We start from the raw sequence: 14715 nt of genomic DNA, 5'->3' as shown, positions 1-14715 counted from the left end.
GAGAGAAGGCAATGAAAGCTCTGCTCGATCTATTCAAGCAAGTCCAACAACCAGAAGTTTTTGACGCGATCAAGATCGGTCTGGCCTCGCCCGACAAAATCCGTTCGTGGTCGTTCGGTGAAGTGAAGAAGCCGGAAACCATCAACTACCGGACGTTCAAGCCGGAGCGTGATGGTCTGTTCTGCGCGAAGATTTTCGGGCCGATCAAAGACTACGAATGCCTTTGTGGCAAGTACAAGCGCCTGAAGCATCGTGGCGTGATTTGCGAAAAGTGCGGCGTCGAAGTGACGCTCGCCAAGGTGCGTCGCGAACGGATGGGCCACATTGAGTTGGCCTCGCCGGTTGCGCACATCTGGTTCCTGAAGTCGCTGCCGTCGCGTCTGGGCATGGTGCTCGACATGACGCTGCGCGACATCGAACGCGTGCTGTACTTCGAAGCCTATGTGGTGATCGATCCGGGCATGACGCCGCTGAAAGCGCGGCAGATCATGACCGAAGAGGATTACTACAACAAGGTCGAAGAGTACGGCGACGAGTTCCGCGCCGAAATGGGCGCGGAAGGCGTGCGCGAACTGCTGCGCGCGATCAACATCGACGAGCAGGTCGAGATGCTGCGCACCGAACTCAAGAACACGGGTTCGGAAGCGAAGATCAAGAAGTACGCGAAGCGCCTGAAGGTGCTCGAGGCTTTCCAGCGTTCGGGCATCAAGCCCGACTGGATGGTGCTCGAAGTGCTGCCGGTGCTGCCGCCGGAACTGCGTCCGCTGGTGCCGCTGGACGGCGGCCGCTTCGCGACGTCGGACCTGAACGACCTGTATCGCCGCGTGATCAACCGTAACAACCGGTTGAAGCGTCTGCTCGAGCTGAAGGCGCCTGAAATCATCGTCCGCAACGAAAAGCGGATGCTGCAGGAAGCCGTCGATTCGCTGCTCGACAACGGTCGCCGCGGTAAGGCGATGACCGGCGCGAACAAGCGTCCGCTGAAGTCGCTCGCTGACATGATCAAGGGTAAGGGCGGCCGTTTCCGTCAAAACCTGCTCGGTAAGCGCGTGGACTACTCCGGCCGTTCGGTGATCGTGGTCGGCCCGACGCTCAAGCTGCACCAGTGCGGCCTGCCGAAGCTGATGGCGCTCGAACTGTTCAAGCCTTTCATCTTCAACAAGCTCGAGGTGATGGGTGTCGCTACCACCATCAAGGCTGCGAAGAAGGAAGTCGAGAACCAGACGCCGGTGGTGTGGGACATCCTCGAAGAGGTGATCCGCGAGCATCCGGTCATGCTGAACCGTGCGCCTACGCTGCACCGCCTCGGCATTCAGGCTTTCGAGCCGGTGCTGATCGAAGGCAAGGCAATCCAGCTGCACCCGCTCGTTTGCGCGGCGTTCAACGCCGACTTCGACGGTGACCAGATGGCTGTTCACGTGCCGCTGTCGCTGGAAGCGCAGATGGAAGCGCGCACGCTGATGCTGGCGTCGAACAACGTCCTGTTCCCGGCCAATGGCGATCCGTCGATCGTGCCGTCGCAGGATATCGTGCTTGGCCTGTACTACGCGACGCGTGAAGCGGTGAATGCGAAGGGCGAAGGCCTGACGTTCACCGGCGTCTCGGAAGCACTGCGTGCCTACGAGAACAAGGAAGTCGAGCTCGCCTCGCGCGTCAACGTGCGGATCACGGAAATGGTCCACAACGAAGACAAGTCGGAAGGTGCGCCGGCGTTCGTGCCGAAGATCACGCTGTATCCGACCACCGTCGGCCGCGCAATCCTGTCGGAGATTCTTCCGCCGGGCCTGCCGTTCTCGGTGCTGAACAAGCCGCTGAAGAAGAAGGAAATCTCGCGCCTGATCAACACCGCATTCCGCAAGTGCGGTCTGCGTGAAACGGTGATTTTCGCCGACCAGTTGATGCAGTCGGGTTTCCGTCTGGCAACGCGCGCGGGTATCTCCATCTGCGTCGACGACATGCTCGTGCCGCCGCAGAAGGAAACCATCGTCGGCGACGCCGCGAAGAAGGTGAAGGAATACGACCGTCAGTACATGTCGGGTCTCGTCACGTCGCAAGAGCGCTACAACAACGTCGTCGACATCTGGTCGGCAACGTCGGAAGCGGTCGGCAAGGCGATGATGGAACAGCTGTCGACGGAACCGGTGGTCGATCGCGACGGCAACGAAACGCGTCAGGAGTCGTTCAATTCCATCTACATGATGGCCGACTCCGGTGCTCGCGGTTCGGCGGTTCAGATTCGTCAGCTGGCCGGTATGCGTGGCCTGATGGCGAAGCCGGACGGCTCGATCATCGAGACGCCGATCACGGCGAACTTCCGCGAAGGCCTGAACGTGTTGCAGTACTTCATCTCGACCCACGGCGCACGTAAGGGTCTGGCTGATACGGCACTGAAGACGGCAAACTCGGGTTACCTGACGCGTCGTCTCGTGGACGTGACGCAGGATCTGGTCGTGGTCGAGGACGACTGCGGTACGTCCAACGGCGTTGCCATGAAGGCGTTGGTCGAAGGCGGTGAAGTCGTCGAAGCGCTGCGTGACCGTATCCTCGGTCGCGTGACGGTGGCTGACGTCGTCAATCCGGAATCGCAGGAAACGCTGTACGAAACGGGCACGCTGCTCGACGAAGATGCGGTCGAGGAAATCGAACGCCTCGGCATCGACGAAGTGCGCGTGCGTACGCCGCTGACTTGCGAAACGCGTTACGGTCTGTGCGCAGCCTGCTACGGCCGCGACCTGGGCCGAGGCTCGTCGGTCAACGTCGGTGAGGCAGTCGGCGTGATCGCCGCGCAGTCGATCGGTGAACCGGGCACGCAGCTCACGATGCGTACGTTCCACATCGGTGGTGCGGCGTCGCGTGCAGCGGTGGCTTCGTCGATCGAAGCGAAGTCGAACGGTACGGTGCGCTTCACGGCAACGATGCGCTACGTCACCAACGCGAAGGGCGAGCAGATCGTCATTTCGCGTTCCGGCGAAGCGATGATCACCGACGACCACGGCCGCGAGCGCGAACGTCACAAGGTGCCGTACGGCGCGACGCTGTTGCAACTGGACGGCGCGCAGATCAAGGCCGGCACGCAACTGGCGACGTGGGATCCGATGACGCGTCCGATCATCACCGAGTACGGTGGCACGGTGAAGTTCGAAAACGTCGAGGAAGGCGTGACGGTTGCCAAGCAGATCGACGATGTGACGGGTCTCTCGACGCTGGTCGTGATCGACGTGAAGCGCCGCGGTTCGCAAGCGTCGAAGACGGTGCGTCCGCAGGTCAAGCTGCTCGATGCGAACGGCGAAGAAGTCAAGATCCCGAACACCGAGCACTCGGTGCAAATCGGCTTCCAGGTCGGCGCGCTGATCACCGTGAAGGACGGGCAGCAAGTGCAGGTCGGCGAAGTGCTCGCACGTATCCCGACCGAATCGCAGAAGACGCGTGACATTACCGGCGGTCTGCCGCGTGTGGCGGAACTGTTCGAAGCACGTTCGCCGAAAGACGCAGGTATCCTGGCGGAAGTCACGGGTACGACGTCGTTCGGCAAGGACACGAAGGGCAAGCAGCGTCTCGTTATCACGGACCTCGAGGGCAACCAGCACGAGTTCCTGATCGCGAAGGAAAAGCAGGTTCTGGTGCACGATGGTCAGGTCGTCAACAAGGGCGAAATGATCGTGGACGGGCCGGCGGATCCGCACGACATCCTGCGTTTGCAGGGCGTCGAAGCGCTGTCGCGTTACATCGTGGACGAAGTGCAGGACGTGTACCGTTTGCAAGGCGTGAAGATCAACGACAAGCACATTGAAGTGATTGTTCGTCAGATGCTGCGCCGTGTGCAGATCACGGACAACGGCGATACGCGTTTCATCCCGGGCGAACAGGTCGAGCGGTCGGACATGCTCGACGAGAACGACCGTATGATCGCGGAAGACAAGCGTCCGGCAACGTACGAAAACGTGCTGCTCGGTATCACGAAGGCCTCGTTGTCGACCGATTCGTTCATCTCCGCGGCGTCGTTCCAGGAAACGACCCGCGTGCTGACCGAAGCGGCGATCATGGGCAAGCGCGATGACCTGCGTGGTCTGAAGGAAAACGTGATCGTCGGCCGTCTGATTCCGGCCGGTACGGGTCTCGCGTTCCACAAGGCACGCAAGAGCAAGGAACTGTCCGACCGCGAGCGTTTCGATCAGATCGCAGCGGAAGAGTCGTTCGAATTCGGTACGCCGGAAACCCCGGCCGCCGAACAGCACCACTCCGGCGAGTAAGTCCGGGCGGCGTTAGCCGCTTTGGACTCACCAGCCAGCGAAGCCGCTCAGTTTCGACTGAGCGGCTTTTTTTTATGCGCTCTTCTTTTGCGTGCTTTGCGCTGATTTGTTAGGCCAAACGGCTAACGTTTGTCGCAAATGGCGGGCGCAGCACGAATGCGTTGGTAAAATTCGTGTCACCGGCTCCACGCTGCTTCTCTCAAATTCATGTCCCGTCCGCTCGAAATCCTCAACGAAGTCTTCGGTTACCCCGCGTTCAGAGGACAGCAGGGCGAAATTGTCGAACACGTCTCGGGCGGCGGCGATTGTCTCGTACTGATGCCAACGGGCGGCGGCAAATCGTTGTGCTATCAGATTCCGTCGCTGGTACGGCGAGAAGGCGGCTTCGGTACGGGAATCGTGGTTTCACCACTGATCGCGCTCATGCAGGATCAGGTGGCGGCGCTGACTGAAGTCGGCGTGCGTGCGGCGTATCTGAATTCGACGTTGTCGAGTGCCGAAGCGATGGCCACGGAACGCGCATTGCGCGATGGCGAAATCGATCTGTTGTACGTGGCGCCTGAGCGGTTGATGACGCCCCGATTCCAGGAGTTGCTGGAGCGCACGCGCATCGGGCTCTTCGCAATCGACGAGGCGCATTGCGTGTCGCAATGGGGGCACGATTTCCGGCCGGAATATATCCAGTTGTCGGTGCTGCACGAGCGCTTCCCGAATGTGCCGCGCATCGCACTCACCGCCACGGCCGACGCGATTACGCGTGACGAGATCATTCACCGTTTGGCGCTGGACGACGCACGCGTTTTCGTGTCGAGTTTCGATCGGCCGAACATCCGCTATCGCATTGTCGAAAAAGACAATGCGCGCACCCAGTTGCTCGATTTCATTCGCGCGGAACATACGCGGCCGGACGGCACGACCGACGCCGGCGTCGTGTATTGCCTGTCGCGCCGCAAGGTCGAAGAAACGGCGGAGTGGCTGAAGGAAAAAGGCATGCGCGCGTTGCCGTATCACGCCGGCATGGAGTTCGAAATCCGCCAGAAGCATCAGGAGATGTTTCAGCGCGAGGAAGGCATCGTGATGTGCGCGACGATCGCATTCGGCATGGGAATCGACAAGCCGGACGTGCGCTTTGTCGCTCACCTCGACTTACCGAAGAGCGTCGAGGGCTATTACCAGGAAACGGGGCGCGCCGGTCGCGACGGCATGGCTGCCAACGCGTGGATGGCCTATGGCCTCGGCGATGTCGTGCAGCAGCGCAAGATGATCGACGAATCCGACGCCGACGACGCACACAAACGCGTGCAGACCGGCAAGCTCGATGCGTTGCTCGGTCTGTGCGAGGCCGCGACCTGCCGGCGGGTGCGGTTGCTCGCCTATTTCGGCGAATCGAGCGAGCCATGCGGCAACTGCGACAACTGCCTCGAGCCGCCCCACACATGGGACGCGACGCGCGAAGCGCAGATGGCGCTTTCCTGCGTGTTTCGCGCGCAGCGGGCGAGCGGTTTTCACTTCGGCGCGGGCCATCTGATCGATATCCTGCGCGGCAACCGCAGCGAAAAAATCTTGCAGCGTGGGCATGAAAAGCTGACCACATTCGGCATCGGCGCCGCGCTAGGCGAGCCGGAGTGGCGTGCGGTGTTTCGCCAACTCGTCGCGTTCGGCTATCTGACGGTCGACCACGAAGGATTTGGCTCGCTGGTTCTCACCGAAGCGAGCAAGCCGGTGCTCAAGGGCGAGCAGAGTGTCACGATGCGTCGCTATGTAAAGCCGACGCGCTCCCGCCAGTCGTCCGGACGCACCAGCGAGCGTGCCGACCCCACGATCGGCATGGGTCCGCGCGAACGCGCCCGCTGGGAGCGGCTGCGCGCGTGGCGCACCGAAACGGCCAGGAGCGACGGTGTGCCGGCTTATGTGATCTTCCACGACGCGACGCTCGCGGAGATTGCCCGCAACGGCCCAGATTCCATCGAAGATTTGCGGAGTATCCCGGGCATGGGGGCGCGGAAACTGGATCGTTTCGGCGACGAGTTGCTGGAAGTCGTCGCCGCCGACTGAGTGCTCGGGCGCCTCCGCTGGGGTGCGAAGCATCGCAAGCTGTTGACTCTCTTAGTATTTTCGGAATATTATGCTAGGTTCCGGTTCTTGAGATGCCTGCGCGCGGAATCAATCCACGCGCTGCGATCGGATCCGGAAGTTCGATGCGCAATCGTTTCTGCTTTGCCCGGAAACAGATGCGTCGATTTTGTTCAATTTCAGGAATAAACAATGCCAACCATCAATCAACTGGTTCGCAAAGGCCGCGCGTCGGAAACGACGAAGAGCAAGAGCCCGGCTTTGCAGGACTGCCCCCAGCGTCGCGGCGTGTGCACCCGTGTGTACACCACGACGCCGAAGAAGCCGAACTCGGCGCTCCGTAAGGTTGCGAAGGTGCGCCTGACGAACGGCTTCGAAGTCATTTCGTATATCGGTGGTGAAGGCCACAACCTGCAGGAACACTCGGTCGTGCTGATTCGCGGCGGCCGTGTCAAGGACTTGCCGGGTGTGCGTTACCACATGGTTCGCGGCTCGCTGGATACCCAGGGCGTCAAGGACCGTAAGCAGGCTCGCTCGAAGTACGGTGCGAAGCGTGCAAAAGCTGGCAAGTAATTAGCCGGTCAGAGTAGTTTCAGGTCGCCTGCAAGGGCGGTAATAGCGGTGGTGCCGGAATCGCCGGCGCTGTCGAGTAAGTGGTCACCCGACCAGGCTGGTAAGTCGCTAGAGATGAATCGGGTTAGTTGGTGGCCGCGGAGCTAAAAATAGCTCCAACTGAAAAGTAAAGGAAGAAACATGCCGCGTCGTCGCGAAGTCCCCAAGCGGGAAGTGTTGCCGGATCCGAAATTCGGCAACGTAGATGTAGCTAAGTTCATGAACGTGCTGATGCTCTCCGGCAAGAAGTCGGTTGCCGAGCGTATCGTGTACGGCGCTTTCGAACAGATCCAGACCAAGGGTGGCAAGGACCCGCTGGAAGTGTTCACGGTAGCGCTCAACAACGTCAAGCCGGTGGTGGAAGTGAAGAGCCGCCGCGTTGGTGGTGCGAACTATCAGGTTCCGGTCGAAGTGCGCCCGTCGCGTCGTATGGCATTGGCGATGCGTTGGCTGCGTGAAGCCGCGAAGAAGCGCAGCGAGAAGTCGATGGCCCTGCGTCTGGCAGGTGAACTCTCCGAAGCGGCTGAAGGCCGTGGCGGCGCAATGAAGAAGCGCGACGAAGTTCACCGGATGGCAGAAGCCAATAAGGCGTTCTCGCACTTCCGTTTCTAAGCTCCCCGAACCCGGGTTAGCAGAAAAATCGGAAAGAAATTCCGGGCGGGTGCGCTTACAAAGCGCCTCGCCCGTTTGTGTTACAGCGCGATGGGTATTTTCTCGCATCGCGTCATCCCCATAGAGGATCAAAGTGGCTCGCAAGACACCTATCGAGCGCTACCGTAACATCGGTATTAGCGCTCACATCGACGCCGGCAAAACGACGACGACCGAGCGCATCCTGTTCTACACCGGCGTGAACCACAAGATTGGTGAAGTGCACGACGGCGCTGCCACCATGGACTGGATGGAGCAGGAGCAGGAACGCGGCATCACGATCACGTCCGCTGCCACCACGGCGTTCTGGAAAGGCATGGCCGGCGACCGCGCTGAGCACCGCATTAACATCATCGACACGCCGGGACACGTCGACTTCACGATTGAAGTCGAGCGCTCGATGCGCGTGCTCGATGGCGCATGCATGGTGTACTGCGCAGTGGGCGGCGTGCAGCCCCAGTCGGAAACCGTGTGGCGTCAGGCTAACAAGTACAAGGTTCCCCGTCTCGCGTTCATCAACAAGATGGATCGTACCGGCGCGAACTTCTTCAAGGTCTATGACCAGCTCAAGCTGCGCCTGAAGGCGAATCCGGTGCCGGTCGTTGTGCCTATCGGCGCTGAAGAGAACTTCACGGGCGTGGTCGATCTGCTGAAGATGAAGGCGATCATTTGGGACGAAGCATCCCAAGGCACCAAGTTCTCGTACGAAGAGATCCCGGCAGCACTCGTCGACACGTGCAATGAATGGCGTGAAAAGATGGTCGAAGCCGCGGCTGAATCGAGCGAAGACCTGATGAACAAGTACCTCGAGTCGGGCGAACTGACCGAAGCGGAAATCATCAAGGGTCTGCGCGACCGTACGATCGCTTGCGAAATCCAGCCGATGCTTTGCGGCACCGCGTTCAAGAACAAGGGCGTGCAACGCATGCTGGACGCCGTGCTCGATTTCCTGCCGTCACCGATCGACATCCCGCCGGTTACCGGCGAGCTGGAAAACGGTGAGAAGGGTGAGCGCCGGGCAGCCGACGATGAAAAATTCTCGGCATTGGCATTCAAGATCATGACCGACCCGTTTGTCGGCCAACTGATCTTCTTCCGTGTGTATTCGGGCGTTGTGAATTCGGGCGACACCGTGCTGAACGCGACCAAAGACAAGAAGGAACGTCTGGGCCGTATTTTGCAGATGCACGCAAATCAGCGCGAAGAAATCAAGGAAGTCCGTGCAGGGGACATCGCTGCAGCCGTCGGCCTGAAGGACGCAACGACCGGTGACACGCTGTGCGATCCGCAGAGCCCGATCGTGCTCGAACGCATGATTTTCCCCGAGCCGGTGATTTCGCAAGCTGTTGAGCCGAAGACGAAGCCCGACCAGGAAAAGATGGGTCTGGCGTTGAACCGTCTGGCACAGGAAGATCCGTCTTTCCGCGTTCAAACGGACGAGGAATCGGGTCAAACCATCATTTCCGGCATGGGCGAGCTTCACCTGGAAATTCTGGTCGACCGGATGAAGCGTGAGTTCGGTGTCGAAGCAACGGTGGGCAAGCCGCAAGTGGCTTACCGCGAAACGATTCGCGGCAAGGCGGAAGACGTCGACGGTAAGTTCGTCAAGCAGTCGGGCGGTCGCGGCCAGTACGGTCACGCTGTCATCACGCTCGAGCCGAATGAGCAAGGCAAGGGCTATGAGTTCCTGGACGAAATCAAGGGCGGCGTGATTCCGCGTGAATATATTCCGGCAGTCGACAAGGGTATCCAGGAAACGCTGAAGTCCGGCGTGCTGGCAGGTTTCCCGGTCGTTGACGTGAAGGTTCACCTGACGTTCGGTTCGTACCACGATGTTGACTCGAACGAAAACGCGTTCCGCATGGCCGGTTCGATGGCGTTCAAGGAAGCAATGCGCAAGGCGCAGCCGGTCATTCTCGAACCGATGATGGCTGTGGAAGTTGAAACGCCTGAAGATTACATGGGCAACGTGATGGGCGATCTGTCGGGTCGTCGCGGCATCGTTCAGGGCATGGACGACATGGTTGGCGGCGGCAAGATCGTTCGCGCCGAAGTGCCGCTGTCGGAAATGTTCGGCTACTCGACGTCGCTGCGCTCGCTGACTCAAGGTCGTGCAACGTATACGATGGAGTTCAAGCATTACGCTGAAGCACCGCGTAACGTGTCCGAAGCGATCATCAACGCGAAGTCGAAGTAATCGCGCGGCAAGTCATTCAACGATTAACTTTTTGAAAGAAGAGAAACATGGCTAAAGGTAAATTCGAACGGACCAAGCCGCACGTGAACGTCGGCACGATCGGTCACGTTGACCACGGCAAGACCACGCTGACGGCAGCGATCACGACGGTTCTGACGCAGAAGTTCGGCGGCGAAGCGAAGGCGTATGACCAGATCGACGCGGCGCCGGAAGAAAAGGCGCGCGGCATCACGATCAACACGGCGCACGTCGAGTACGAAACGGCTAACCGCCACTACGCCCACGTCGACTGCCCGGGCCACGCTGACTATGTGAAGAACATGATCACGGGCGCAGCGCAGATGGACGGCGCGATCCTGGTGTGCTCGGCCGCTGACGGCCCGATGCCGCAAACGCGCGAGCACATCCTGCTGGCGCGCCAGGTGGGTGTTCCGTACATCATCGTGTTCCTGAACAAGTGCGACATGGTGGACGACGCCGAGCTGCTGGAGCTGGTCGAGATGGAAGTTCGCGAACTTCTGTCGAAGTACGACTTCCCGGGCGACGACACGCCGATCATCAAGGGTTCGGCCAAGCTGGCGCTGGAAGGCGACAAGGGCGAGCTGGGCGAAGTGGCGATCATGAACCTGGCCGACGCGCTGGACACGTATATCCCGACGCCGGAGCGTGCAGTTGACGGCGCCTTCCTGATGCCGGTGGAAGACGTGTTCTCGATCTCGGGTCGTGGCACGGTGGTGACGGGTCGCGTCGAGCGCGGCGTGGTGAAGGTCGGCGAGGAAATCGAGATCGTCGGTATCAAGCCGACGGTGAAGACGACCTGCACGGGCGTGGAAATGTTCCGCAAGCTGCTTGACCAGGGTCAGGCAGGCGACAACGTGGGTATCCTGCTGCGCGGCACGAAGCGTGAAGACGTGGAGCGTGGTCAGGTGCTGGCGAAGCCGGGCTCGATCAATCCGCACACGCACTTCACGGCCGAGGTGTACGTGCTGAGCAAGGACGAGGGCGGCCGCCACACGCCGTTCTTCAACAACTATCGTCCGCAGTTCTACTTCCGTACGACGGACGTGACGGGCTCGATCGAGTTGCCGAAGGACAAGGAAATGGTCATGCCGGGCGACAACGTGTCGATCACGGTGAAGCTGATCAATCCGATCGCGATGGAAGAGGGTCTGCGCTTCGCGATCCGCGAAGGCGGCCGTACCGTCGGCGCAGGTGTCGTTGCCAAGATTCTCGAGTAAAATCGCGGCTTGAATTTGTAGCAAGTGGTGCCCGGAGCCGGGCGCCGGCCCTCAGCGGGTGCCCGGCTCTACGTTCTTTTACTGTCTGGCGGCGCAACGCCGCCTCGCTCTTTACCGAGGAATTGTCATGCAGAACCAGAAAATCCGCATTCGCCTGAAGGCTTTCGACTATCGCCTTATCGATCAATCGGCAGCTGAAATCGTCGATACGGCAAAGCGGACTGGCGCAATCGTTCGTGGTCCGGTGCCCCTGCCGACCCGCATTCAACGTTTCGACATCCTGCGTTCGCCGCACGTCAATAAGACGTCGCGCGATCAGCTCGAAATTCGCACCCACCAACGCCTGATGGACATCGTCGATCCGACGGACAAGACCGTTGATGCGCTGATGAAGCTGGATCTGCCGGCTGGCGTGGACGTGGAAATCAAGCTGCAATAAGGCTCTCGGTGCTTGCCTGGGGTCACGGGCAACGCTAAGTCATTGATTGCTTGCGAAAAACGAAAGGCCTCGCTATAATGCAAGGCTTTTCGCGCATTTGCGCAAAAAAGTCGGCGTGCTGCAGCATGAATTCATGCCCGAAACGGCGCCGGCATTTTGTAAATTAGCCCCGACCAATCGCAGTCGGGAATGGAGAAAACGATGAGCCTTGGACTCGTAGGTCGCAAGGTTGGCATGACCCGTATCTTCACGGCTGAAGGGGATTCGATTCCCGTTACCGTGCTGGACGTGTCCGACAACCGCGTGACGCAGATCAAGACTGTTGAAACCGACGGCTACACGGCCGTGCAGGTTGCATTCGGTACGCGCCGTGCATCGCGTGTGACGAAGCCGTTGGCCGGTCATCTCGCCAAAGCCGGTGTTCAAGCCGGTGAAATCCTCAAAGAATTCCAGATCGATGCCGCCAAGGCTGCCGAGTTGTCGAACGGTGCCGTGGTCGGTCCCGATCTGTTCGAAGTGGGCCAGAAAGTCGACGTGCAAGGCGTGTCGATCGGTAAGGGCTACGCCGGTACCATCAAGCGTTACAACTTCGCATCCGGCCGTGCATCGCACGGTAACTCGCGCTCGCACAACGTGCCGGGTTCGATCGGTATGGCGCAGGATCCGGGTCGTGTTTTCCCCGGCAAGCGCATGACCGGTCACATGGGTGACGACACTGTAACGGTGCAAAACCTGGAAATCGCTCGGATCGACGCCGACCGCAAGCTGTTGCTGGTTAAGGGCGCCGTTCCAGGTGCGAAGGGTGGCAAGGTATTCGTTACGCCGGCCGTGAAGACGCGTGCCGTGAAAGGAGCGAAATAATGGAACTTAAGCTCCTGAATGCCAACGGTCAGGAAGGTGCGGGCGTTAGCGCGTCGGACGTCGTGTTCGGCCGCGATTACAACGAAGCCCTGATTCACCAGGTCGTGGTTGCTTACCAGGCGAATGCCCGTAGCGGCAATCGCGCGCAAAAGGATCGTGAGCAGGTCAAGCACACGACCAAGAAGCCTTGGCGCCAGAAGGGTACGGGCCGCGCTCGTGCTGGTATGTCGTCGAGCCCGTTGTGGCGCGGCGGTGGCCGGATCTTCCCGAATTCGCCGGAAGAAAACTTTTCGCACAAGGTCAACAAGAAGATGCATCGTGCGGGTCTCTGCTCGATCTTCTCGCAGCTGGCCCGCGAAGGCCGCATCTCGGTGGTCGACGAGCTGACGCTCGAAGCGCCGAAGACGAAGCTGCTGGCCGAAAAATTCAAGGCGATGGGGCTCGACTCCGTGCTGGTGATTACCGACACGGTTGATGAAAACCTGTACCTCGCGTCGCGCAATCTCGCCCATGTGGCGGTTGTCGAGCCGCGTTACGCCGACCCGCTGTCGCTGATCTACTTCAAGAAGATCCTGATCACGAAGGCTGCGGTCGCCCAGATCGAGGAGTTGCTGTCATGAGCGAGATTCGCAAAAACGATCATCGTTTGATGCAGGTCCTGCTCGCGCCGGTGATCTCCGAAAAGGCGACGCTGGTGGCCGACAAGAACGAACAAGTCGTGTTCGAAGTCGCGCCCGATGCCACGAAGCAGGAAGTGAAAGCTGCAGTCGAGCTGCTGTTCAAGGTGGAAGTCAATTCCGTCAATGTGCTGGTCTCGAAGGGCAAGGCCAAGCGCTTTGGCCGCTTCATGGGTAAGCGCAAGGACGTGAAGAAGGCCTACGTCTGCCTGAAGCCCGGCCAGGAAATCAACTTTGAAGCGGAGGCCAAGTAATCATGGCAATCGTTAAAGTTAAGCCGACTTCGCCGGGTCGCCGCGCGATGGTCAAGGTGGTCAACAAGGATCTGCATAAGGGCAAGCCGTTCGCACCGCTGCTCGATTCGCAGTCGTCGACTGCCGGCCGCAACAACAACGGCCACATCACTACGCGTCACAAGGGTGGTGGTCACAAGCATCACTATCGCGTCGTCGATTTCCGTCGCAACAAGGACGGCATTGCGGCGAAGGTCGAACGTCTTGAGTACGATCCGAACCGCAGCGCAAACATTGCGCTGGTTCTGTACGCAGACGGCGAGCGTAAGTACATCATCGCTCCGAAGGGTGTGACGGTAGGCCAGCAACTGATGTCGGGTTCGGAAGCGCCGATTCGCGCAGGCAATACGCTGCCGATCCGCAATATTCCGGTCGGCACGACGATCCACTGCATCGAAATGCTACCTGGCAAAGGCGCGCAAATGGCGCGTTCGGCCGGTACGTCAGCGATGTTGCTGGCTCGTGAAGGCATCTACGCACAGGTCCGCCTGCGTTCGGGTGAAATCCGCCGCGTTCACGTTGAATGCCGCGCGACGATTGGTGAAGTTGGCAACGAAGAGCACAGCCTCCGTCAAATCGGTAAGGCTGGCGCGAACCGCTGGCGCGGTATCCGCCCGACGGTGCGTGGCGTTGCAATGAACCCGGTCGATCACCCGCACGGTGGTGGTGAAGGCAAGACGGCTGCAGGTCGCGATCCGGTGAGCCCGTGGGGCACGCCTGCTAAGGGTTATCGCACCCGCAGCAACAAGCGCACGACGAGCATGATCGTCCAGCGCCGTCACAAGCGCTAAGGAGTAAGCAATGGCACGTTCTGTAAAAAAAGGTCCGTTCTGCGACGCCCATTTGCTGAAGAAAGTTGAGGCGGCAGCAGCTTCGCGGGATAAGAAGCCGATCAAAACCTGGTCGCGCCGCTCGACGATCCTTCCGGATTTCATCGGTCTGACGATCGCCGTTCATAACGGCCGTCAACACGTTCCGGTGTACATCTCGGAAAACATGGTCGGCCACAAGCTTGGCGAGTTCGCATTGACCCGTACGTTTAAGGGTCATGCAGCCGACAAGAAGGCCAAGAAATAAGGGGCTCAAGATGGAAGTGAAAGCAATTCATCGCGGTGCCCGCATCTCGGCGCAGAAAACGCGCCTTGTGGCTGACCAGATCCGCGGTTTGCCGGTCGACAAGGCGCTGAACGTTCTGACGTTCTCGCCGAAGAAGGCTGCGGGAATCGTGAAAAAGGTCGTGCTGTCGGCGATCGCGAATGCGGAGCATAACGAAGGCGCCGATATCGATGAGCTCAAGATCACGAGCATCTACATCGACAAGGCTGCATCGCTCAAGCGTTTTACCGCGCGCGCTAAGGGCCGCGGTAACCGCATCGAGAAGCAATCCTGTCACATCACTGTGACGGTCGGGAATTAAGGGGTCA

Annotated in this window: 13 protein-coding genes; all 13 read left to right on the top strand. The window is 59.8% G+C overall.

Going from position 1 to position 14715, the window contains the following annotated elements; all coding sequences use genetic code 11:
* Positions 1-11: 11 nt before the first annotated feature.
* The 13 genes from rpoC (at position 12) to rplV (ending at position 14708) form a co-directional block, all read left to right on the top strand.
* Positions 12-4250: a DNA-directed RNA polymerase subunit beta' gene (gene rpoC, locus CUJ90_RS16785; RefSeq protein ID WP_073432699.1), complete on the top strand. Its 4239-nt coding sequence runs from the start codon at positions 12-14 to the stop codon at positions 4248-4250.
* A gap of 207 nt (positions 4251-4457) precedes the next feature.
* Entirely contained in the window at positions 4458-6305 is a 1848-nt protein-coding gene (gene recQ / locus CUJ90_RS16780) for a DNA helicase RecQ (RefSeq protein ID WP_114163230.1), read from the top strand.
* 210 nt (positions 6306-6515) lie between these two features.
* Positions 6516-6896 (top strand): 30S ribosomal protein S12, encoded by a 381-nt coding sequence (gene rpsL / locus CUJ90_RS16775; RefSeq protein ID WP_006998493.1) that lies wholly within the window; start codon positions 6516-6518, stop codon positions 6894-6896.
* A gap of 180 nt (positions 6897-7076) precedes the next feature.
* Positions 7077-7547: a 30S ribosomal protein S7 gene (gene rpsG / locus CUJ90_RS16770; protein ID WP_006053291.1), complete on the top strand. Its 471-nt coding sequence runs from the start codon at positions 7077-7079 to the stop codon at positions 7545-7547.
* 133 nt (positions 7548-7680) lie between these two features.
* Complete coding sequence (fusA, locus tag CUJ90_RS16765) at positions 7681-9783, top strand: elongation factor G (RefSeq protein WP_073432695.1); 2103 nt, start codon at positions 7681-7683, stop codon at positions 9781-9783.
* Between the two features lie 47 nt (positions 9784-9830).
* Positions 9831-11021 (top strand): elongation factor Tu, encoded by a 1191-nt coding sequence (tuf, locus tag CUJ90_RS16760; protein ID WP_012434572.1) that lies wholly within the window; start codon positions 9831-9833, stop codon positions 11019-11021.
* 127 nt (positions 11022-11148) lie between these two features.
* The gene (gene rpsJ, locus CUJ90_RS16755; protein ID WP_006998489.1) at positions 11149-11460 is read left to right on the top strand and encodes a 30S ribosomal protein S10; all 312 of its coding nucleotides are present in this window, start codon (positions 11149-11151) and stop codon (positions 11458-11460) included.
* 201 nt (positions 11461-11661) lie between these two features.
* Positions 11662-12321, top strand: a complete 660-nt coding sequence (gene rplC / locus CUJ90_RS16750; protein WP_073431863.1) for a 50S ribosomal protein L3 — start codon at positions 11662-11664, stop codon at positions 12319-12321.
* Positions 12321-12941, top strand: coding sequence for a 50S ribosomal protein L4 (rplD, locus tag CUJ90_RS16745; protein WP_007180136.1), 621 nt, complete (start codon positions 12321-12323; stop codon positions 12939-12941). The genes rplC and rplD overlap by 1 nt, the downstream gene beginning before the upstream one ends.
* On the top strand, positions 12938-13252 hold the full coding sequence (gene rplW, locus CUJ90_RS16740; RefSeq protein ID WP_007180135.1) for a 50S ribosomal protein L23: 315 nt from the start codon (positions 12938-12940) through the stop codon (positions 13250-13252). Before rplD ends, rplW begins: the two co-directional genes overlap by 4 nt.
* Positions 13253-13254: 2 nt before the next feature.
* Positions 13255-14082, top strand: a complete 828-nt coding sequence (gene rplB, locus CUJ90_RS16735; RefSeq protein ID WP_073431858.1) for a 50S ribosomal protein L2 — start codon at positions 13255-13257, stop codon at positions 14080-14082.
* A 10-nt stretch (positions 14083-14092) separates the two neighbouring features.
* A complete protein-coding gene (gene rpsS / locus CUJ90_RS16730) occupies positions 14093-14368 on the top strand; it encodes a 30S ribosomal protein S19 (protein ID WP_004199273.1) in 276 nt (91 codons plus the stop codon).
* 10 nt (positions 14369-14378) lie between these two features.
* Positions 14379-14708, top strand: coding sequence for a 50S ribosomal protein L22 (gene rplV, locus CUJ90_RS16725; protein WP_011490054.1), 330 nt, complete (start codon positions 14379-14381; stop codon positions 14706-14708).
* The last annotated feature ends 7 nt before the right edge of the window (positions 14709-14715 follow it).

It is taken from the genome of Paraburkholderia terricola, assembly GCF_003330825.1.
Taxonomy (GTDB): domain Bacteria; phylum Pseudomonadota; class Gammaproteobacteria; order Burkholderiales; family Burkholderiaceae; genus Paraburkholderia; species Paraburkholderia terricola.
This window is presented reverse-complemented; position numbering and strand designations above follow the sequence as displayed.

Coding starts and splice junctions, on each gene's coding strand:
- rpoC (WP_073432699.1), top strand. CDS start 12: ATGAAAGCTCTGCTCGATCTATTCAAGCAAGTCCAACAACCAGAAGTT.
- recQ (WP_114163230.1), top strand. CDS start 4,458: ATGTCCCGTCCGCTCGAAATCCTCAACGAAGTCTTCGGTTACCCCGCG.
- rpsL (WP_006998493.1), top strand. CDS start 6,516: ATGCCAACCATCAATCAACTGGTTCGCAAAGGCCGCGCGTCGGAAACG.
- rpsG (WP_006053291.1), top strand. CDS start 7,077: ATGCCGCGTCGTCGCGAAGTCCCCAAGCGGGAAGTGTTGCCGGATCCG.
- tuf (WP_012434572.1), top strand. CDS start 9,831: ATGGCTAAAGGTAAATTCGAACGGACCAAGCCGCACGTGAACGTCGGC.
- rpsJ (WP_006998489.1), top strand. CDS start 11,149: ATGCAGAACCAGAAAATCCGCATTCGCCTGAAGGCTTTCGACTATCGC.
- rplC (WP_073431863.1), top strand. CDS start 11,662: ATGAGCCTTGGACTCGTAGGTCGCAAGGTTGGCATGACCCGTATCTTC.
- rplD (WP_007180136.1), top strand. CDS start 12,321: ATGGAACTTAAGCTCCTGAATGCCAACGGTCAGGAAGGTGCGGGCGTT.
- rplW (WP_007180135.1), top strand. CDS start 12,938: ATGAGCGAGATTCGCAAAAACGATCATCGTTTGATGCAGGTCCTGCTC.
- rplB (WP_073431858.1), top strand. CDS start 13,255: ATGGCAATCGTTAAAGTTAAGCCGACTTCGCCGGGTCGCCGCGCGATG.
- rpsS (WP_004199273.1), top strand. CDS start 14,093: ATGGCACGTTCTGTAAAAAAAGGTCCGTTCTGCGACGCCCATTTGCTG.
- rplV (WP_011490054.1), top strand. CDS start 14,379: ATGGAAGTGAAAGCAATTCATCGCGGTGCCCGCATCTCGGCGCAGAAA.